Origin of the sequence: Actinoplanes flavus, from assembly GCF_017592555.1 — a bacterium.
In the GTDB taxonomy this organism is placed as follows: Bacteria; Actinomycetota; Actinomycetes; order Mycobacteriales; family Micromonosporaceae; genus Actinoplanes; species Actinoplanes flavus.
The window spans coordinates 1-19,106 of sequence record NZ_JAGFNS010000061.1 but is presented as its reverse complement, the minus strand read 5'-3'; the positions used below and the strand labels follow the sequence as shown (position 1 = coordinate 19,106).

Annotated in this window: 17 protein-coding genes; 11 read left to right on the top strand and 6 right to left on the bottom strand. The window is 70.4% G+C overall.

The features are described 5' to 3' along the window. Window positions 1-527: 527 nt before the first annotated feature. The 3 genes from J5X75_RS43250 to J5X75_RS43240 all read right to left on the bottom strand — a co-directional run bounded on the left by J5X75_RS43250 (window position 528) and on the right by J5X75_RS43240 (window position 5,618). Window positions 528-1,061, bottom strand: a complete 534-nt coding sequence (locus J5X75_RS43250) for a YceI family protein (RefSeq protein WP_208473550.1) — start codon at window positions 1,059-1,061, stop codon at window positions 528-530. A 40-nt stretch (window positions 1,062-1,101) separates the two neighbouring features. Continuing rightward, window positions 1,102-4,623, bottom strand: a complete 3,522-nt coding sequence (locus tag J5X75_RS43245; RefSeq protein WP_238491007.1) for a helix-turn-helix transcriptional regulator — start codon at window positions 4,621-4,623, stop codon at window positions 1,102-1,104. A gap of 344 nt (window positions 4,624-4,967) precedes the next feature. Continuing rightward, entirely contained in the window at window positions 4,968-5,618 is a 651-nt protein-coding gene (locus J5X75_RS43240) for a hypothetical protein (protein ID WP_208473548.1), read from the bottom strand. An 18-nt stretch (window positions 5,619-5,636) separates the two neighbouring features. Here J5X75_RS43240 and J5X75_RS43235 point away from each other — a divergent pair, with 18 nt between their 5' ends. Beyond that, a complete protein-coding gene (locus J5X75_RS43235; protein ID WP_208473547.1) occupies window positions 5,637-5,810 on the top strand; it encodes a hypothetical protein in 174 nt (57 codons plus the stop codon). Here J5X75_RS43235 and J5X75_RS43230 read toward each other — a convergent pair. Next, the gene (locus J5X75_RS43230; protein ID WP_208473546.1) at window positions 5,807-6,856 is read right to left on the bottom strand and encodes an App1 family protein phosphatidate phosphatase; all 1,050 of its coding nucleotides are present in this window, start codon (window positions 6,854-6,856) and stop codon (window positions 5,807-5,809) included. The genes J5X75_RS43235 and J5X75_RS43230 overlap by 4 nt on opposite strands. Window positions 6,857-6,953: 97 nt before the next feature. Then, window positions 6,954-7,658: a hypothetical protein gene (locus tag J5X75_RS43225; protein ID WP_208473545.1), complete on the bottom strand. Its 705-nt coding sequence runs from the start codon at window positions 7,656-7,658 to the stop codon at window positions 6,954-6,956. Window positions 7,659-7,764: 106 nt separating this feature from the next. Between J5X75_RS43225 and J5X75_RS43220 the strand changes: the two genes are divergently transcribed. The 10 genes from J5X75_RS43220 (at window position 7,765) to J5X75_RS43175 (ending at window position 18,055) form a co-directional block, all read left to right on the top strand. Next, window positions 7,765-8,628: an NAD-dependent protein deacetylase gene (locus J5X75_RS43220; protein WP_208473552.1), complete on the top strand. Its 864-nt coding sequence runs from the start codon at window positions 7,765-7,767 to the stop codon at window positions 8,626-8,628. Between the two features lie 123 nt (window positions 8,629-8,751). After that, a complete protein-coding gene (locus tag J5X75_RS43215) occupies window positions 8,752-9,747 on the top strand; it encodes a LacI family DNA-binding transcriptional regulator (protein WP_208473544.1) in 996 nt (331 codons plus the stop codon). Window positions 9,748-9,922: 175 nt separating this feature from the next. After that, window positions 9,923-11,608 (top strand): ABC transporter substrate-binding protein, encoded by a 1,686-nt coding sequence (locus tag J5X75_RS43210; RefSeq protein WP_208473543.1) that lies wholly within the window; start codon window positions 9,923-9,925, stop codon window positions 11,606-11,608. Between the two features lie 70 nt (window positions 11,609-11,678). Continuing rightward, complete coding sequence (locus J5X75_RS43205; RefSeq protein WP_208473542.1) at window positions 11,679-12,734, top strand: ABC transporter ATP-binding protein; 1,056 nt, start codon at window positions 11,679-11,681, stop codon at window positions 12,732-12,734. Then, entirely contained in the window at window positions 12,731-13,711 is a 981-nt protein-coding gene (locus J5X75_RS43200) for an ABC transporter permease (RefSeq protein WP_208473541.1), read from the top strand. The genes J5X75_RS43205 and J5X75_RS43200 overlap by 4 nt, the downstream gene beginning before the upstream one ends. Before the next feature lie 4 nt (window positions 13,712-13,715). Beyond that, on the top strand, window positions 13,716-14,693 hold the full coding sequence (locus tag J5X75_RS43195) for an ABC transporter permease (RefSeq protein WP_208473540.1): 978 nt from the start codon (window positions 13,716-13,718) through the stop codon (window positions 14,691-14,693). After that, on the top strand, window positions 14,690-15,667 hold the full coding sequence (locus tag J5X75_RS43190) for an ABC transporter ATP-binding protein (RefSeq protein WP_208473539.1): 978 nt from the start codon (window positions 14,690-14,692) through the stop codon (window positions 15,665-15,667). The genes J5X75_RS43195 and J5X75_RS43190 overlap by 4 nt, the downstream gene beginning before the upstream one ends. After that, the gene (locus J5X75_RS43185) at window positions 15,667-16,983 is read left to right on the top strand and encodes a GH1 family beta-glucosidase (protein ID WP_208473538.1); all 1,317 of its coding nucleotides are present in this window, start codon (window positions 15,667-15,669) and stop codon (window positions 16,981-16,983) included. Before J5X75_RS43190 ends, J5X75_RS43185 begins: the two co-directional genes overlap by 1 nt. Continuing rightward, complete coding sequence (locus J5X75_RS43180; protein ID WP_208473537.1) at window positions 16,980-17,804, top strand: class I SAM-dependent methyltransferase; 825 nt, start codon at window positions 16,980-16,982, stop codon at window positions 17,802-17,804. Before J5X75_RS43185 ends, J5X75_RS43180 begins: the two co-directional genes overlap by 4 nt. Before the next feature lie 50 nt (window positions 17,805-17,854). After that, on the top strand, window positions 17,855-18,055 hold the full coding sequence (locus J5X75_RS43175) for a hypothetical protein (RefSeq protein ID WP_208473536.1): 201 nt from the start codon (window positions 17,855-17,857) through the stop codon (window positions 18,053-18,055). Window positions 18,056-18,115: 60 nt separating this feature from the next. Here J5X75_RS43175 and J5X75_RS43170 read toward each other — a convergent pair whose 3' ends face one another. After that, window positions 18,116-18,454, bottom strand: a complete 339-nt coding sequence (locus J5X75_RS43170; RefSeq protein WP_238491006.1) for a hypothetical protein — start codon at window positions 18,452-18,454, stop codon at window positions 18,116-18,118. Window positions 18,455-19,106: the final 652 nt, after the last annotated feature.

Here is a 19,106-nt window from a genome sequence, read left to right as displayed (position 1 = left end):
TCATCTGCCTCGCCCGCCGCCGGGTCGACGTCCTGCACGCCATGCTCCGCACGCATACGCCGTACCAGCACAAACCGGCAGAAAGACTCGCCCTCGCCGCTTGACAGAAACCATAGGGACACCCCCCCCCACCAGCCGCAACTTTCCGGCTGGCCCCAGAGCTGCCCCAACACCCGCCAAACACCTCTGGCGGCCAGCTGGATTCTCCCGGCTGGCCGCCAGAGGTGTATGAACGCCGCTCAACAGCCCGCACAACCACCCGGATCTTCCCGGCTCGCTCCCAGAGCTGGCTCAATGCCGCTCAACAGCCCTCACGGCAAGCTGGATCTTTCGGCTGGCTGTGGGGGCTGTCTTGGCGCCGTTTGAGCGGCTCCCAAGGCCAGCTGGATCTTTTCGGCTGGCTGTGCGGGTTGTCTCGGCGCCGTTTGAGCGGCTCCCACGGCCAGCTGGATCTTTTCGGCTGGCTGTGCGGGTTGTCTCGGCGCCGTTCAAGCAGCTCCCACGGCCAGCTGGAGAGTTTGGTGGGATCAGGTGGAGGGGGCCGGGAGGCGGATGGCGCACAGGTCGAGTTCGATGCGGATGTGGCGGGCGATCAGGGCGCGGCCGGCGGTGACTCCGGCCGCGACGCGGTCGACCACGCAAGCGGCCGTGAGGCGGTAGCCGTCGCCGACCGGGACGGCCGGGCGCACGTTCACGGTTACGTCGCAGTAGCCGCCGCGCACCGCCAGCACGCCGGTCATCCGCCAGCCCTCCGGATCCGGGTGCAGGCCGGTGCTGCGGAAGCCGATCTCCGGATGGTTCGCGGTGTCCAGAAATCGGCGGCCCCGGACGTCCCGGTCACGGCGTGGGTCGTCGGTGAGGAAGCTGGCCGCGTCCAGCTCGGCGGAGGCGATCGAGCGTTCCGGGTCGGCGGCCACCGTGACGGTGCCGCCGGTGAGGGTCATCGTTCCGGTCACCGGCCGCAGGCCGAACACGTGGGTGGCGGTGATCCGGCAGGACGAGCGGGCCGGGTCGAGGAGGTAGGTGCCGGGACGGATGCCGGTGAGCTGATTCGTCGTCATGGGAACAGGCTGTCGCGGGCCGGGCGCGGGCGCCTCAGTGTCAGTACTGAGTTCCGGCGCCGGGGCGCAGGCGCGCGGCGAGCTGGGTGCGGTTGGTGACGCCCAATTTGGCCAGGGTGTTGCGGACGTGCGTCTCCACGGTCCGCTCGGAGATGTGCAGGCGGTCGGCGATCCGGCGGTTCGGCAGGCCCTCGGCGGCCAGGGTGGCGATTTCCCGTTCCCGGGCGGTCAACTCGTCACGGGTCAGTTCGGCCGCTGCGGCGGCCAGGGCGGGCAGGGCGAGACGGCGGGCGATGGCGAGAGCCCGACCGGCCAGGGTACGGGCGAGGCGCGGATCGGCATCGTGAACGCTCACGGCGTACCCCAACAAGGACTGCGCGGCGAAAGGCGCGGCACCGCAGCGTTCCTCCCGGGCGATCGCGTCGGTGAAGTGCCGGGCCGCCGCCTCCCGGTCGCCGAGGGCGGTGGCCATCAGGCCGAGCGGGCGGGCGATCGCGCCATAGCAGGCGGTCATCGCGTTGAGGAACCGGTTCGCCCGGGGCAGCGCCAGGGCGTACGCGGTGGCGGTGAGATCGGTGTCGCCCAGCCAGGCCGCCAGCTCCCCGGCGCTGAGCGCCACGAAGGTGTGACGGCCGTCCCGGGGCAGATCCGGGAGCATGGCGCGAAGACGGCGGGCACACTCGATTCCGGCCAACTGGTCGCCGGCCTGGATCGACAGGCGGGCGAGATTCGCGGCGACGATCGGTTCGGCGCCGAAGTCGGCGATCGCACCGGGCAGATCGGCCGGCCACGGTGGCGGCTCGCCGGTGAACGGGGCCAGGCAGGTGAGGAAGGCCGAGTGCAGTTCCCGGGCGGGCTGCTCCTCGAACGTCCCGGCCAGGGCGAACGCCTCGTCCGCCGTCTCCCGGGCCGCCTTGATCCGGCCGCTGAGCAGCAGGCGGGCGGCGCGGGCCCGCAGCAGGTGCCAGCGGGCGACCGGCCAGCCGATCCGGTCCGCGAGATCGGCCAGGCCGGTGACCTCCACGTCGTAGGCGGGCAGGTCACCGAGCGTCAGCAGGGCGTCGAGCCGCCAGAGTCGGCCCCAGAGTTCGGCGTCCACCCGGCCGGAGGCGGTGGCCAGGCGGCAGCTGCGCCCAGCCAGGTCAAGGACCTCGCCGGTGTCGGCGAACGGGTCCAGCACCTCGTGGCGGGCGTGTACGGCGGCGGCCATCGCGCGGGGGTCGCCGGTTCGCTCGGCCAGGGCCATCGCCTGCCGGCTGAAGTCCTCGGCGCGGGCGTGGTTCCCAGTCTCCACCAGCAGGCACGCGTAGTGGGCCAGCAGCTCGGCGCGCTCCGCCTGACCACCTTCGGCGCCGGGCACGGCTGGCACCCGATCGCCATCGGACCCGAAATCGGCCAGCGCCCGATCAGCCTCGGGACCGGACACGGACGACGGCCGATCGGCTTCGAGGCCGGACACGGACGACGGCCGACCAGCTTCGAGGCCGGACACGGACGACGGCCGACCAGCTTCGAGACCAGACACGGACGACGGCCGACCAGCTTCGAGACCAGACACGGACGACGGCCGACCAGCTTCGAGACCAGACACGGACGACGGCCGACCAGCTTCGAGACCGGGCACGGCCGGCGGTCGATCGGCTTCGGCGTTGGACAGGGTCAAGGCTCGTTCGCAGAGGCGGGCGAGGGCCGGGGCGACCTGGCCGCCGTAGCCGCGGACGACCAGGGCGGCCGCGGTGGCCAGGCCGGGACGGTTCTCGGCCTCAGCCAGATCGAGTACGGCGGCGCAGTCCGCGACGGCGAGCGCGAGCAGGCCGTCGCGGCTGGCGGCGCGGGCCCGGTTCAGGCGCAGTTCGGGGTCGGCCGGGAAGAGGTCGAGAGCCTGTCCGAGCCAGGTGGCCGCGGCGTGATGGTCGAGTCGGCGGCCGGCCTCGCGGGCCGCCGCCTCGCAGGCGTCCCGGGCGGCCTGGCGGGATTCGTCGTCGACCGCGCAGCGGATCCGGTGCCGGGCCGTCTCGGCGGGGTCGGCGCCGGAGCCGTGCAGAGCTTCGGCGATCCGGCGGTGTGCGGTGATCCGCTCGGTCCGGGACAGCTCGGCGTAGCGGGCTTCGCGGAGCAGCTCGTGGGTGAACCTGAGGCGGGCCGGCGCCAGCCGGTCCTCGGCCAGCACTCCGGCCTCGATCGCCTCGGCGAGAAGCGGCTCGATGCCAGCGGTCTCGATGCCGGCCGAAGCAGCCGACGAAGAGGCCTTCGACGAAGAAGCGGCCGACGAAGAAACGACCGGTGAAGAAACGACCGGCGAAGAAACGACCGGCGAAGAAGCCACCGCCGAAGAAGCCGCTGACGAAGGAGCGGCTGGCCAAGAAGCCGCTGGCGAAGAAGCGACGGGCGAAGAAGCGACGGGCGAAGAAGCGACGGGCGAAGAAGCGACGGGCGAGGAAACCGCTGGCGAGGAGGCCGCCCCCGGCGAGGCGGCCGTGATCCGGGCTAGCAGGGGGACGTCGATCTCCGGGCCCAGTGCGGCGGCAAGGCCGAGGAGGTGGCGGCAGGCCGGGGTGAGGGTGGCGGTCCGGCGGCCGGCCAGGCGGAGCAGGCCGTCGGGTGGGTCGACGGCGGTGGCCGGGCGGCGGAGGCGGCCGTCGAGCAGGCGGGCCAGTTCGCGGGTGTAGAGCGGGTTTCCGCCACCGAGCCGGTGCACCACCGGTGGCCAGGAAGGGTGTACCGGCCCGTCGGTGTGCTGGGTCAGGTAGTCGGTGACGGCCGCCTGGTTCCACGGTCCGAGGGTGAGGACCTCGGCGCCGGGGAGATCGATGTCGAGCGCGCGGGCGGTGACGACGACCAGGATCGGAGCGCCGGCCACGTCCCGGGCCAGGGCGGCGAGCAGGGCGAGTGAGGCGGGATCGGCCCAGTGCAGGTCCTCCAGGACGAGGACCAGGCCGCCGTCGGTGGAGGCCGCCGCGGCCCGCAGGAGCTGGACGGTGGCGTGGATGACCCGGAACCGCACGGTCGCCGGTGGCTCACCGGGTTCGCCGCCCGCCGCCGGAAAGGAGCCGAGGCCGGGCAGGCCGCGACCAAGCGAGCCGTGGTCAAGCAGGCCACGGTCGGGCAAGCCGCGATCGACCAAGCCGCCGTCAAGCAGGCCACGGTCGGGCGAACCGCCGTCAGGCAAGCCACCGTCAAGCGGGCCACCGTCAAGCGGGCCACCGTCAAGCGGGCCACCGTCAAGCGGGCCACCGTTAAGCGGGCCACCGTCAAGCGGGCCACCGTCAAGCGGGCCATGGTCGGGCAGGCCACGGTCGGGCAAGCCACGGTCGGGCGAGCCGCGGTCGAGCAGGCGCGACCACGGCCAGAACGCGGGTGCCCCCTCGCCCGGGTCGGCGCGGCCGGTCAGCACGGTGGCCCCGGCGGCCGTCGCCCGGGCGGAGAACTCCTCGACGACCGCCGTCTTGCCGATGCCGGCCTCGCCGGTGATCAGCACGACGGCGCCCGAGCCGGCCGCGGCCGCGGCGCGCAGCCGGTCCAGGGCGACGACCTCGGTCACCCGGGCGACCAGGCGGCTCATCCGGGCGGGCCCGCGGCCGCAAGCTCGCTCATGCGGCCCATTCTCCACCCGGACCGCAGTGACCCGAGCGTTGTCAGCCATCCGGACCACAGCGACCCGAGCGGCGTCGACCGCCCGGACCAGAGTGGCCTGAGGGTTGTCAGCCGCCCGGACCACAGCGACCCGAGCGTTGTCAGCCGCCCGGACCAGAGTGGCCTGAGGGTTGTCAGCCACCCGGACCACAGCGACCCGAGCGATGTCAGCCGCCCGGACCAGAGTGGCCTGAGGGTTGTCAGCCGCCGGGACCACAGTGGCCCGAGCGGCGTCAGCCGCCCGGGCCGGACCGTGCGGCGCTAGCCGCCCGGTCAGGCTTCGGGCACGCGGACCGTGATTTCCTCCCCGAGGGTGAATCCGGGGCACAGTTCGAGTTCGTCGCCGCTCCAGAATCGGCCCGGGTCGTACCAGTTGGCCTTGCGGCCGCGCGGCAGCAGGCCCATGTCCTCATAGGTGACCGCGACGACTTCGGCGCAGTACGCCTTCTCCAGGGTGGCGTCGCTGACTTCGCCGTCCTTCCAGGGCAGACGGATCTGCGGCACCCGGCCGCGGAGCCAGCGGAAGGCGAGCTGGGAGGTGGACGGGAACGGCGTGCCGTCCAGGCGGGCCACGGTCTTGAGCGCCTTGTCCTCCATGGCGCGGGTGACGCCCGGGTCGAGCTGCCGCAGCCAGCCGCGCTGACCGTACCGGCGGGCCCAGACGGTGACCGCGTCGCGCAGGTCGTGCAGCTGGACGCCGCGCTGGAAGCTGCCGGACCACATGTCCGGAAGGGATCGGCCCAGCTCGGCGTGCCACATCAACGGCGGCATGTCGTCGATCACCAGGGACATGCCGACGTGGTTCACCGGGCTGTTGGTGAGGGTCTGGATGGCCCGGTCGGGGCCGGATCGGCCCCGGAAGATCCAGATGTCACCGGTACGGGTCAGGTCGATGGCCTCGTCGAGGCTGAGTTCGGCAACCACGGTGTCTATTCTCGGCTGATGCGGTGGTGGAAGGTAGCGGGACTGGCGGGGCTGGCGGGAGTGGCGGCGACCGGGGTGGTGATCGCCCGGGCGGAGCGCAGACGTCGTGCCTACACTCCGGACGAGATCCGGAGCCGGCTGCACGCGCGCGTCGCCGAGGCGACCACCAGGCCGGAGGTGGACAAACCTTAGGAGACCAGGTCCGTGTCGCGCAGCAGCGTCCACAGGCCGGCGCCGTCCGGCGCGGAGAACCAGGTCTTGCCGCCGGAGGGCACGACCTCGGCGGTGTCGGACGGGCCGGGGATGGCGCCGGCCAGCACGGCCTGGGTCGGGGAGAGCCGGCGGATCGCGACGGCGGCCACGTTGTCCGGGTGTTCCCGGGCGAACTCGGAGTAGATCTCCTGGTCGTGCTGCCCGTCGTCGCCGATGAGCAGCCATTTCACGTCCGGGAACTCGGCGGCGAGGCGGCGCAGCGACTTGCGTTTGTGCTCTTGGCCGCTGCGGAACCAGCGGTCCGGGGTGGGGCCCCAGTCGGTGAGCAGGATGGGGCCGGCCGGGTAGAGGTGGCGGCTGAGGAAGCGGGTGAGGGTGGGCGCCACGTTCCACGCGCCGGTGGAGAGGTAGACCACCGGGGTGCCGGGGTTGGCGTTGACCATCCGCTCGTAGAGCACCGCCATGCCGGGGACGGCGGCGCGGGCGTGCTCGTCGAGGACGAACGTGTTCCACGCGGCGAGCAACGGCCGGGGCAGTGTGGTCACCATCACCGTGTCGTCGATGTCGGAGATCACACCGAACTTGACTGTGGGGTCGATCACGCGGATCGGCGCGTCGACCGGCGTGGTGCCCTCGGTGGAGAGTTTCGCGCTGCCCCAGCCCGGGTCGAGGTCGCCCTTGACCATGCAGTCGAGGTAGCCGCTGCGGTCGGTGCGCGCCTCGGTGACCGTACCCCCGACCTCGATGCGGACCAGGGCGCTGCTGACCGGGGTGGTGGTGAAGCTGCGCCAGCCGCGGATCTTCTCCCGCTTGCGGCGGACCGGTCCGGGGCGGCTGAGCAGCACCCGGGCCATCACCCGGGCCCAGCCGGGAGCGCCGTAACCGGTGTACGCGGTGATGTACGGCTTCCAGCCGCGACCGCGCAGACGGCGCTCGACGATCTCGTGCACGGCGTCCTCGATCAGTGCGGCCCGGTGAATCCGGACCACAGGCGAGGAACCACCTGCGGGAGTAATCGTCACCATCGCCTCCTTGCCGCGTCTGTACCGCCGTCCCGCCCGGCCAGGTTACCGGGCGGTCGTCACAGTCCGCTGGGAACGGTGTGCGGCTCGGAGGTGGACTTCAGGCGGTGGCGGGGAGTTCCGCCGGTGTCCACTGCTCGGTCCACCAGTGCCGTTCGGCGGTTTCGGCGGCGGGGCCGGCCAGCCGGGCGGCGGCCGCGTCGGCACGCAGGGCGCGCAGTGTCTCGGCGGCGGCCTCGGCTCCGCGCCAGGCGGCCCGCTCCCGCTCGACGGCTTTCCGGTACGCCTCGAGGCGGTGCGCCCGGACCGCGTTGCGCAGGATCGGCTCCTGTTGGACGGGGTGCAGTCGCGGGTTCCAGCCGCGGTGCGCGAAGACGTCGTTGAGCTGGGCGATCGACAGTTGCCGGGAGCGGCACAGCTCGGTGGCGACGCGGTGCAGGTAGCGCTGGCGGTGGACGTTCTCGCCCGGCTTGCGGCGGCGGCTCATCAGCGGGAAGGCGGTGGCGGCGGCGATCCGGCGGGCCGCGTCGGAGGCCTCCTCGTACGCCTGCCAGGCATCGTCGACGGCGGTCTGGGCGGCCAGCCACTCGGTGCGGCGGCGCTGGGCGGTCTCGGCGGCCTCGGCGGCGGCCGCCTCCAGGACGGCGGCGAACCGGTTGTCGTCGGGGACCGGGACGGCCGGGGACCGCACGCCGCGGGGCAGCGCCGCCACGGCGACCGCGACGGCCAGGGCGAGCGGAATCATCAGCCAGAACGCGGTGGCCTGCGGCACCGCTCCGAGAATGGTTCGTAGGACGGGTTCCATGGAGCACCTCCGAGTCAAGCTACTCGCAGCCGGGTGGTCCCGCACCGGCGGAAGTCGCGACGGCCACCCGTACGGGGTTCTCGATCCGTCACCCGCGCGAGGGACCATGTGTGTCATGGACCTTCAGGTGGTGGAGCAGGTGGCGCGGCTGGACGCGCTGGTGGCCGAGGGCGGTGTGGTGGTGCTCAGCGGCGCCGGCCTGTCCACCGACTCGGGGATCCCGGACTACCGGGGCCCGTCCGGTTCGGCCCGCCGCTCCACCCCGATGACCTATCAGACGTTCACCGGTGATCCGGTGGCCCGGCGGCGCTACTGGGCGCGCAGCCATCTCGGCTGGCGGACGATCGGTGGCGCGCACCCCAACGACGGCCACCGGGCGGTGGCCCGGCTCCAGGAGAGCGGCCTGGTCGACGGGGTGATCACGCAGAACGTGGACGGCCTGCACCAGGCGGCCGGCGCCCGGGACGTGATCGAGCTGCACGGCAACCTGTCCCGGATCGTCTGTCTGGACTGTGGCGCGCTGTCCGGCCGGCACGAGCTGGAGGAGCGGCTCACCGCGGCCAATCCGGGGTTCGCGGCGGTGGCGACCACGGTCAACCCGGACGGGGACGTGGAACTGGACGACGCCGAGGCGGCCGGGTTCCGGGTGGTGGACTGCCGGGCCTGCGGCGGGGTGCTGAAGCCGGACGTGGTCTATTTCGGCGAGACCGTCCCGGCGGACCGGGTGGCGGGCGCGTTCGGGCTGCTCCAGCGGGCCCGCACGCTGCTCATCCTGGGGTCGTCGCTGACCGTCATGTCGGGTCGCCGGTTCGTGTTGCGCGCGGTCCGGGACGGGATCCGGGTGGCGATCGTGAACCGGGGCGTCACCCGTGGGGAGCCCTATGCCGATCTGGTGATCGACGCCCCACTCGGGGTCATTCTCCCGAACCTGGCGATAAATGCGGATTCAACAGCGCGGTTACCGTCTTGAAATCGAAATAGGTCGCTCGGCACGTTGACGTGACCGCCCTCACTGGGGTTGACTGCCGGAACCGGTACCGAAACCGGTTCCGAAACGCACAGGCAACACCACTGGCAACATCGAGGAGCGAGCGTGGCCATCACCATCGCCGACGTGGCGGCCCGGGCCAAGGTCAGCAAGACCACCGTGTCCCGGGTCCTCAACGGCAAGGGTGAGCTGGACGAGACTACCGCCGCGCGGGTCCGGGCGGTCATCGACGAACTGGGCTACGTGCCCAGCGCCCGAGCCGTCAACCTGGCCCGCGGGCGCACCCGGGTGGTCGCCATGCTGGTCCCCTCGCTCACCTGGCCCTGGATGGGCGAGGTGGTGCAGGGCGCGGTCGACGTCCTCGAAGCCGAGGAGTACGGCCTCCTGCTCTTCACCTGCAACCGCGGTGAGGACTCGATGCGCCAGTTCGCCGCGCAGGTGGCGGCCAAGTCCTTCGACGGGCTGCTGGTCATCGAGCCGGAGGGCACCCTCGACTACATCGCCACGCTGCACGCCCGGGGTCTGCCGATGGTCCTGATCGACGATCGCGACCAGCATTCCGGCCGGATCCCGAGCGTCGGCACGACCAACCACACGGGCGCCGGCGCGGCCGCCCGCCATCTCCTCTCGATCGGGCGCCACCAGCCGCTCATGATCACCGGCCCGTCCCAGTTCGGCTGCACCCAGCAACGCCGGGACGGGTTCGCCGCGGTCTACGCCGAGGCGGGCCACCCGGTGAGCGAGGAACGGATCATGCTCGGCGACTTCACCTTCGACGTCGCCGCCCAGGCGATCCACCGGGCGATCCGGGCCGGTGTCGCGTTCGACGCCGTCTTCTGCCACAACGACATCTCCGCGGCCGGCGCCATGCAGGCGCTGCTGGAGTCCGGCCGCCGCATCCCGGAGGACGTCGCGGTCGTCGGCTTCGACGACATCCCGATGGCGGCGCACACGCAGCCGCCGCTGACCACGGTCCATCAGCCCATGCGGGAGATGGGCGAGGCGGCGGCCCGCGCGCTGCTGGCCCACTTCGAGGGCACCCCGCTGCCGAACCGGCCGACGATCATCCCGGCGACCTTCACGGTCCGCTCCTCCACCTGACTCGACACGTAACCCGTACCCCACATAGGTCCTCGCACCGCCCGGCCGACGGCCGGCGATCGGTGGCACCCGGGGCCGGCCGTCGGCCGGTCACGCGATGCCGCACGCCCTCGGGCACCCCTCTCCACCCTTCTCACCCCTTTTCACCGCGCTGATTTCCGCAAGGAGCATTTCGATGCAGAGAAGAAGGCTTTTCGCGCTCGCCCTGGCCGGTGTGCTCGCCGGTGGCGGACTGGCCGCCTGTGGCGACTCGCCGAACGACAACAAGAACGCCGCGAACGGCGGCAAGGTGGACTTCCTGTCGATCGGCATGCCCAACGGCACCGTCACCGAGAACAACAACCCGTTCATCGGGACCTCGGCCGGCGCCTCGCTCGGCTACCGCTGGATGATCTACGAGCCCCTCGGCCAGTGGAACAACACCAAGCCGTCCGAGCCGCTGACCCCGTGGCTGGCCAGCGAGATCAAGTGGTCCGCCGACTACAAGACCGTCGACCTGGTGATCCGGGACGGCGCCACCTGGTCCGACGGTAAGCCGCTGACCGCCGAGGACGTGGTGTTCACGCACACCATGATCAAGGGCAACGAGGCGCTCAACATCTTCGCCATTCCGTACGAGTCGATCACCGCGGACGGCAACAAGGTCAAGATGACCTTCAAGACCTCGCAGTTCACCACGCACCACAAGGTCATCGGGCAGACCCCGATCGTTCCCAAGCACATCTGGGAGAAGATCGCGGACCCGGCCACCGACACCATCAAGGAGCCGGTCGGCAGTGGCCCGTACGTCTTGAAGTCGTTCTCCCAGCAGGCCACGATCCTCACCGCCCGGGAGAGCGGTTACTGGGGTACCAAACCGGCCGTCAAGGAGCTGCGCTACACCTCCTTCGCCGACAACAACGCGCAGGCCACGGCTCTCTCGAGCGGCGCGTCGGAGTGGAGCTTCGTCTTCATCCCGAACTACCAGCAGACCTTCGTCGCCAAGGACCCGGAGCACTTCAAGGTCTGGGCGCCGGGCGTGCTGGGCATCCACGGCCTCTACATCAACACCACCAAGAAGCCGTTCGACGACCCGAAGCTGCGGCAGGCCATGAACATGGTCATCAACCGCAACGACATCTTCGTCCAGGCCGAGGCCGCCTACTTCCACCCGGAGATCAAGAGCGTCACCGGCCTGCCGGAGGGCGCGGGTGACGCCTACATCGCCGACGAGTACAAGGGCAAGACGTTCTCGGTCGACGCGCCCGGCGCCAAGAAGCTGCTCGAGGAGTCGGGCTACAAGTACGACGGCACCAAGCTGCTGGACAAGTCCGGCAAGCCGGTGACCATCAAGCTGACCGACCCGGGGCCGTGGTCCGACTACCAGACCACGCTGGAGATCATCAAGAGCAACCTGGCCGAGATCGGCATCGAGGCCACCGTCGAGAAGCCGAACCAGAACATCTGGGACGCCAACGTGCAGAAGGGTGACTTCGAGGCCACCCTGCGCTGGACCAACGGCGGCTCGACCCCGTTCGACATCTACCAGACGGTGATGGACGGCGACCTCTACAAGCCGCTCGGCACCGCCGCCCAGCAGGGCAACTTCGGCCGCTTCCAGAGCCCGGAGGCGACCGCCGCGCTCAAGGCGTACTCGAACGCCACCGATGAGACGGCCCGTAAGACGGCGCTCGCGACGATCCAGAAGATCTTCGTGGAGCAGGCCCCGATGCTGCCGGTCGGCTCGGACAACGTCGGTGGCGCGTACAGCACCAAGAACTGGGTCGGCTGGCCGTCGGACGCCGACTCGTACGCCCCGCTCCAGCCCACCCAGGCCGGCGCGCTGACCGTCGTGCTCAAGCTCCAGCCCGCCAACTCCTGACACGCCGCTCGCGGGCGCCCCGGTCCGTTCCCGGGGCGCCCGCCCTCTCCTGTACGAAGGAAACTCCGGCATGACGTCGATCCCGGACGCGAAGGCGCCGGCCGACGAGGTGGTGCTCGAGGCGATCGGCCTGACCAAGCACTTCCCCGTCCGCCGGCGACTGCGTGATCTCTTCTCCAACCGGCATGACGCGGTTCACGCCGTCGATGACGTGAACCTCACCCTCCGCCGCGGTCAGGTGGTGGCCCTGGTCGGCGAGTCCGGCTCGGGCAAGTCCACGGTGGCCCGCCTGCTCGCCCAGCTCTATCCGCGTACCGGTGGTGACATCCGGCTGCACGGCGAGTCGACCAGGGTCAAGGCGGGTACGGCGTTCCGTCGCTACTGCGCCCGGGTTCAGATGATCTTCCAGGACCCGTTCGCGTCGCTGAACCCCGTGCACACCATCCGCTACCACCTGACCCGGTCGCTGAAGGTCCACGGCAACGCCGGGTCGACCGACGCCGAGCTGGAGCAGGCCCTGCACGCCCTGCTCGAACGGGTCGCGCTCACCCCGCCGGAGCGGTACCTCGACAAGTTCCCGCACGAGCTGTCCGGTGGCCAGCGGCAGCGGGTCGCGATCGCCCGCGCGCTCGGCGCCGAACCGGAGGCCCTGCTCGCCGACGAGCCGGTGTCCATGCTGGACGTGTCGATCCGGCTCGGCATCCTGAACCTGCTGCGTGATCTCAAGGAGCGCCTCAACCTGGCGATCCTCTACATCACCCACGACATCGCGTCGGCCCGGTACTTCGCCGACCAGACGATGGTCATGTACGCGGGCCGGATGGTGGAGGGTGGCGACAGCGAGACGGTCACGCAGTCGCCGGCTCACCCGTACACCCGGCTCTTGATCGAAAGCGCCCCGGACCCGGACCGGCTCACCGGCGCGGCCGAGGCCGCCGACGACGATCGGGGCAACGGCGAGCCGCCGAGCCTGATCCACCCGCCCAGCGGATGCCGCTTCCACCCGCGCTGCCCGTCCGCGATGCCGCGCTGCTCGACCGACCTGCCGGTGCCGTTGCAGATCGGTGACGCGCCCGGCCACTGGGCCGCCTGCTGGCTGTACGACACCGAAGAGGTGGCGAAGTGAAGTACTTCCTCCAGCGCGTCTCGTTCTACCTGTTCACCGCGTGGGCCGCGATCACGCTGAACTTCCTCATCCCCCGGATGATCCCCGGTGACCCGGTGCAGGCGCTGGTCACCAAGTACCAGGGCCAGCTCAGCTCGCAGGCCATCGACTCCCTGTACGTCCTGTTCGGCCTGAACAAGGACGCGAACCTGTGGGAGGAGTACGTCAGCTACTGGAAGCAGCTGCTCACCGGCGACCTGGGCCTGTCGTTCACCTTCTTCCCCACGCCGGTCTCCGAGATCATCAGCAGCAGCCTGCCCTGGACGCTGCTGCTGGTCGGCATCACCACGGTGATCAGCTTCCTGCTCGGCACCGGTCTCGGCGTCCTGGCCGGCTGGCGTCGCGGCTCGTGGACCGACGGCCTGCTGCCGGTCACCACGTTCCTGTCCTCGGTGCCCTACTTCTGGCTCGGCATCATCGCGATCTACCTGCTCACCGGCCCGGACAGCTTCTTCCCGTCGTCCGGCGGCTTCGACGCGGGCCTGGTGCCGGCCTTCGACCAGTACTTCATCCCGAGCGCCATCCAGCACAGCCTGCTGCCCGCGCTGACCATCCTGATCTCCTCGGTCAGCGGCTGGATCCTGAGCATGCGCAACATGATGGTCACCGTCTCGTCCGAGGACTACATCACCGTGGCGCACGCCAAGGGCCTGTCCGACCGGCGGGTCGCGATGAGCTACGCGGCCCGCAACGCGCTGCTGCCCAACGTCTCCGGGTTCGCGCTGTCGCTCGGCTTCATCGTCGGCGGCACGCTGCTCGTGGAGATCGTCTTCTCGTACCCGGGTGTGGGTTTCCAGCTGTTCCAGGCGCTGGGCGCCTCGGACTACCCGCTCATGCAGGGCATCTTCCTGATCATCACGATCTCGGTGCTGGTGGCGAACCTGCTCGCGGACATCGCGTACCTGCTCCTCGACCCGCGTACCCGCAAGGAGGGCTGAGGCGATGACCGCTTCCGCTGTGACGATGGAGCAGGTGGCGCCGGTCGCGGCGCCCGCGAAACGGCAACGGTTCCGGTTCGTGGCCAACAAGAAGGCGGCCGCCGGGCTACTCATTCTGGCGATCTACGGGATCCTCGCGGTCATCGGGCCGTGGATCACCCCGTACGACCCGGGCGCCCGTGGTGACGACCTGGTCCAGCCGCCGTCCGCCGAGCACTGGATGGGTACCACCCACCTCGGCCAGGACGTGTTCAGCCAGCTGCTGGAGGGCACCCGCAGCGTCATGTTCGTCGGCTTCTTCGCCGGCATCGTGGCGACCGTGCTGTCGGTGATCATCGGCGTGACCGCCGGCTACGTCGGCGGCAAGACCGACGAGGTGCTCTCCGCGCTCTCCAACGTCTTCCTGGTGATCCCGGCGCTGCCACTGATCATCATCATCACGTCCACCCTGGACAACGCCGAGGACTGGCTGATCGCCCTGGTCATCGGCCTCACCTCGTGGTCCTGGAACGCCCGGGTGCTGCGGGCGCAGACGCTGTCGCTGCGACGGCGCGACTTCGTCGAGGCGGCCCGCGCGACCGGCGAGCGGACCTGGCGGGTGATCACCTTCGAGCTGCTGCCCAACCTGACCGCGGTGATCGCCTCCGGCTTCGTCGGCACGGTCATCTTCGCGGTGCTCTCCGAGATCACCCTGGCGTTCATCGGCGTCACCTCGGCCACCACGTGGAACTGGGGCACCATCCTGTTCTGGGCGCAGGGTCAGCAGGCGCTCGCGCAGAACGCCTGGTGGTGGTTCGTGCCGGCCGGCCTGGCCATCGCGGTCCTGGGCACCGCCCTCGCGCTGGTCAACTTCGGCATCGACGAGTTCGTCAGCCCCCGGCTCCGCAGTGCCGGAAAGACCAAGATCAAGACCAACACCGGGCGTACGGTACGGATGCGCATCGGCTTCACCCCGGTCATCCGTAAGGAGCCTCTGCCGTGAGCGAGCCGGTCATCGAGATCCGCAACCTGAACGTGGACTACGGCCTGGGCGACCAGGCGGTCCACGCGATCCGCGACGTCAGCCTCACCCTGCACCGTGGTGAGGTGCTCGGTCTGGCCGGCGAGAGCGGTTCGGGCAAGTCCACCCTCGCCTACGGGATGACCCGCCTGCTGCCGCCGCCCGGCGTGATCACCGGCGGCGAGGTGATCTACCACCCGGAGAAGGGCGACCCGTACGACGTCCTGAGCCTCACCGACCGCCAGTTGCAGGCGTTCCGCTGGGCCGAGACGGCGATCGTGTTCCAGGGCGCCATGAACTCGCTCAACCCGGTGCACAAGATCTCCACCCAGCTCACCGACGTGCTCCGCGCGCACGACCCGAAGATGAGCGAGAACAGCCGCAACGCCCGGGCCCGGGAGATGCTGAAACTGGTCGGCATCGCGCCGGACCGGATGGACGCCTACCCGCACCAGCTCTCCGGCGGCATGCGGCAGCGCGTCATGATCGGCATGGCGCTGATCCTCCAGCCCCAGGTCGTGATCATGGACGAGCCGACCACCGCGCTCGACGTGGTGATGCAGCGGCAGATCCTGGGCCAGCTCGTCGAGCTGCGGGAACGGCTCGGCTTCTCGGTCATCTTCATCACCCACGACCTGTCGCTGCTGGTCGAGTTCTCCAACCGGATCGCGATCATGTACGGCGGCCGGATCGTCGAGGAGGCGCCGGCCGCCGCGATCTACCGGGACGCGCTTCATCCGTACTCCTCGGGGTTGTTGGGCTCTTTCCCGGCCCTGCGTGGCCCGCGCCGTGAGCTGACCGGCATCCCCGGCTCCCCGCCCGATCTGAAGGGCATGCCGAGCGGGTGCTCGTTCCACCCGCGGTGCCCGAAGGCGTTCGAGCCGTGCTCGTCGAAGATCCCGGTGCTCACCCCGCACGGGGACCGCTCGGTGGCGTGCTGGCTGGTGGAGAGCTGATGGCGTTCACCTGGGGTGTGGCCACCTCGGCCTATCAGATCGAGGGCGCGGCCGCGGAGGACGGGCGCACGCCGTCCATCTGGGACACCTTCGCCCGGGAGGTGGTCGGGGAGACCGGTGACGTGGCGTGCGACCACTACCACCGGATGCCGGCCGACGTGCAGCTGATCAAGAGCCTGGGGGTGAACGCCTACCGGTTCTCCACCTCGTGGACCCGGGTCCAGCCGAACGGGCGCGGCCCGGCGAACCCGGCCGGCCTGGCCTTCTACGACCGGCTGGTCGACGAGCTGCTGGGCAACGGGATCGACCCGTGGCTGACCCTCTACCACTGGGACCTGCCGCAGGAGCTGGAGGACGCGGGCGGCTGGACCAACCGGGACACCGCCTACCGGCTCGCCGACTACTCCCAGCTGGTCATCTCCCGCCTGGGCGATCGTGTCCAGAACTGGTCGACGGTCAACGAGCCGTGGTGTGTGGCCTACCTCGGCTACGCCTACGGTGTCTTCGCACCCGGCCTGCGGGACTTCGGCGCGGCCGTCGCGGCCACCCACCATCTGCTGCTGGGGCACGGACTACAGGCCGCCATGCTCAAGGAGGCGGGCAGAACGGTCAGCATCCCGCTGAACATCGGCACGGCCACCCCCGCCTCGGACGATCCGGTCGACATCGCGGCGGCCTGGCGGGCCGACGGCAACGTGGCCCGGATCTTCCTGGACCCGCTGCGCCACGGCCGCTACCCGGCGGACGTCGTCGAGGACCTCGCGGCCCGCGGCTACGAACTACCGGTCCGCGACGGCGACATGGAGATCATCTCGACGCCGATCGACATGCTCGGGGTGAACTTCTACTTCGGGCAGGACTTCGCCGGACGTGACCTCGACGGCAACACCGTCGACGCCGACGGCCACCCGGTGGTCCGGGAGATCAAGCCGGACGTGCCGCAGACCGACCTGGGCTGGCCGGTCACCCCGGACCGGTTCACCACCCTGCTGCTGCGGCTGCACCACGACTACGGTTACCCGCTCGTGGTCACCGAGAACGGCGCGGTCTACCCCGACCACCCGGATCCGGACGGGTTCGTCGAGGACACCGAGCGGACCGCGTACCTCGCGGCCCACGTCGACGCGGTCGCCGCGGCCCGCGCCCAGGGCGCCGACGTGCGCGGCTATTTCGCCTGGTCGCTGATGGACAACTTCGAGTGGGCCGAGGGCTACGCGAAACGGTTCGGCCTGGTGCATGTCGATTACGAGACCCAGACGCGTACGCCAAAACGAAGTGCGCTCTGGTTCCGTGATCGCATAGCGTCCGGAATATGACGGACTATCTCTCGATCAATCGGGCCAATTGGGACGATCGCGCGACCGCCCATGCGAACTCACCCGATTACCGCGTCGCCAGGTTCGCCGAGGATCCGGCGCACCTGAGCGACGTGGTCCGGTTCGACCGGCAACGCCTCGGCGACGTGGCCGGGCTGCGAGGGGTGCATCTCCAGTGCCACATCGGCACCGACACCGTCTCGCTGTCCCGGCTCGGCGCCGACATGACCGGCCTCGACTTCTCCGGCGCCTCGCTCACCGAAGCACGCGCCCTCGCTCTCGCCGCGGGCGCGAAGATCAACTTCATTCAGAGCGATGTGTACGCCGCACGCGACGTCCTGGACGGGGAATTCGACCTGGTCTACACCGGGATCGGGGCGCTCTGCTGGCTGCCGTCGGTCAACCGGTGGGCGCAGACCGTGGCGTCACTGCTGGCGCCGGGCGGCCGGTTGTTCATCCGCGAAGGGCACCCGGTGCTGTGGGCGCTCGACTACGACCGGACCGACGGACTGCTCAGCCTCACCGAGCCGTACTTCGAACAGGAACAACCGCAGGTGTACGACGAGCCGTTCACCTACGTGGCCACCGACCACGTCTTCACCCACACCGTGACGCACGAGTGGAACCACGGCATCGGCGAGATCATCACCGCGGTCCTCGAAGCCGGCCTCACCCTGACCGGGTTCGAGGAGCACCAGTCCGTGCCGTGGAACGCCCTGAACGGCCGGATGCGCGACCTCGGCGACGGGGAATGGCAACTCACCGACCGGCCCGCACGGCTGCCGCACACCTACACCCTCCAGGCGCGCAAGCCCGTTTAGTGATCGCCTCCAACGGGGTACCCGCAGCGCATCCCCGTTTGGAGGCTCTCATGCGCATCGGTGCTGTTCTCATCGTCATCTGGCTCGTGCTCGGCGTGATCGCCGCCTACGAGCGCGGCTACTTCTCCGACAGCGAAGACGCCAGCTGTGCGGAAGCCGGCACGGTCATCGTCACCACCATCGCCGGCCCGCTCAACTGGATGGGCGTCAACCCGAAAGTGAACTGCGACGTTCCCGAACCGAGCAAGTGATCGCCCTCGTCGCCATCTTCGTCGTCATCTTCGTCGCCATCTTCGTCGCCATCTTCGTCGTCATCTGAGGAACCCCCGCTCGTCGACGTGCCGGGTGGGCTCGCCGAAGAACAGCTCCGGATCGGCCGGGCCCACCGCCAGATTGAGGGTGTCCTGCCGGTACTCCCACCGGCCGCCCTCGATCAGCGGCCACGACATCCGGTAGTTCACCTGCCAGCGCAGCCACTGCCCCGGGCCCAGCCACACCCCGGGCGGCCGCCGGTCCCGGCCCGGGGCGCCATGCCGGGCGAGCAGCAACTCGACCCGCACCCCCTTGTCCGCCCGCACCAGCCGCAGACCCGACCGGCCCATGCCCGGCTCCCGCTCCGGCGCCACCACGTCGATCGACTCAACCGGCACAAAGTCGTTACGCTCCGTAATGGACACCTCGTGCACGACACCGGACCGGCGACCCGGCAGACGGAACCCCACAGGCACCGCGTTACGCCGCGCCGCACCCGGGCCACCCCGCGATCGCTTGGTCCACTCGGTGCTCACCCACTGCGCCACGACGTCCACCGCTCCCCCTTCCCGCCACGACATCTTCGCTGCTCCGGCAGCGCGAGAGCACGAATTATTCACCTGCTGGACTTTCCCCCATCGACGGCACGCCGAAGGAAATCCACCACTTGAGCCGGAGCACCCTCAAGGTTCTACGGTCGATTCCGGCAAGCTCGCCACGAGGGGAGAACAGTGATGGAACGGCGTGACTTCGGCCGCCTGAGACAGATCAACACGCTGACTCTGGGTGGTAGCGTCATCGCCGGCGCGTGGAACCGAACCGACCGCCGCGAAGCCGTCGCGACCGTCCACGCCGCACTCGACGCCGGCTCTCCGCTTTCCCGTGCTCCCGCACCCCGCTCCCCCGCTTCACCGCTTTCCCGTGCTCCCGCACCCCCGCTTTACGCTCTCCCGCTCTCCCGCTCTCCCGCTCTCCCGCTCTCCCGCTCTCCCGCTCTCCCGCTCTCCCGCTCTCCCGCTCTCCCGCTCTCCCGCTCTCCCGCTCTCCCGC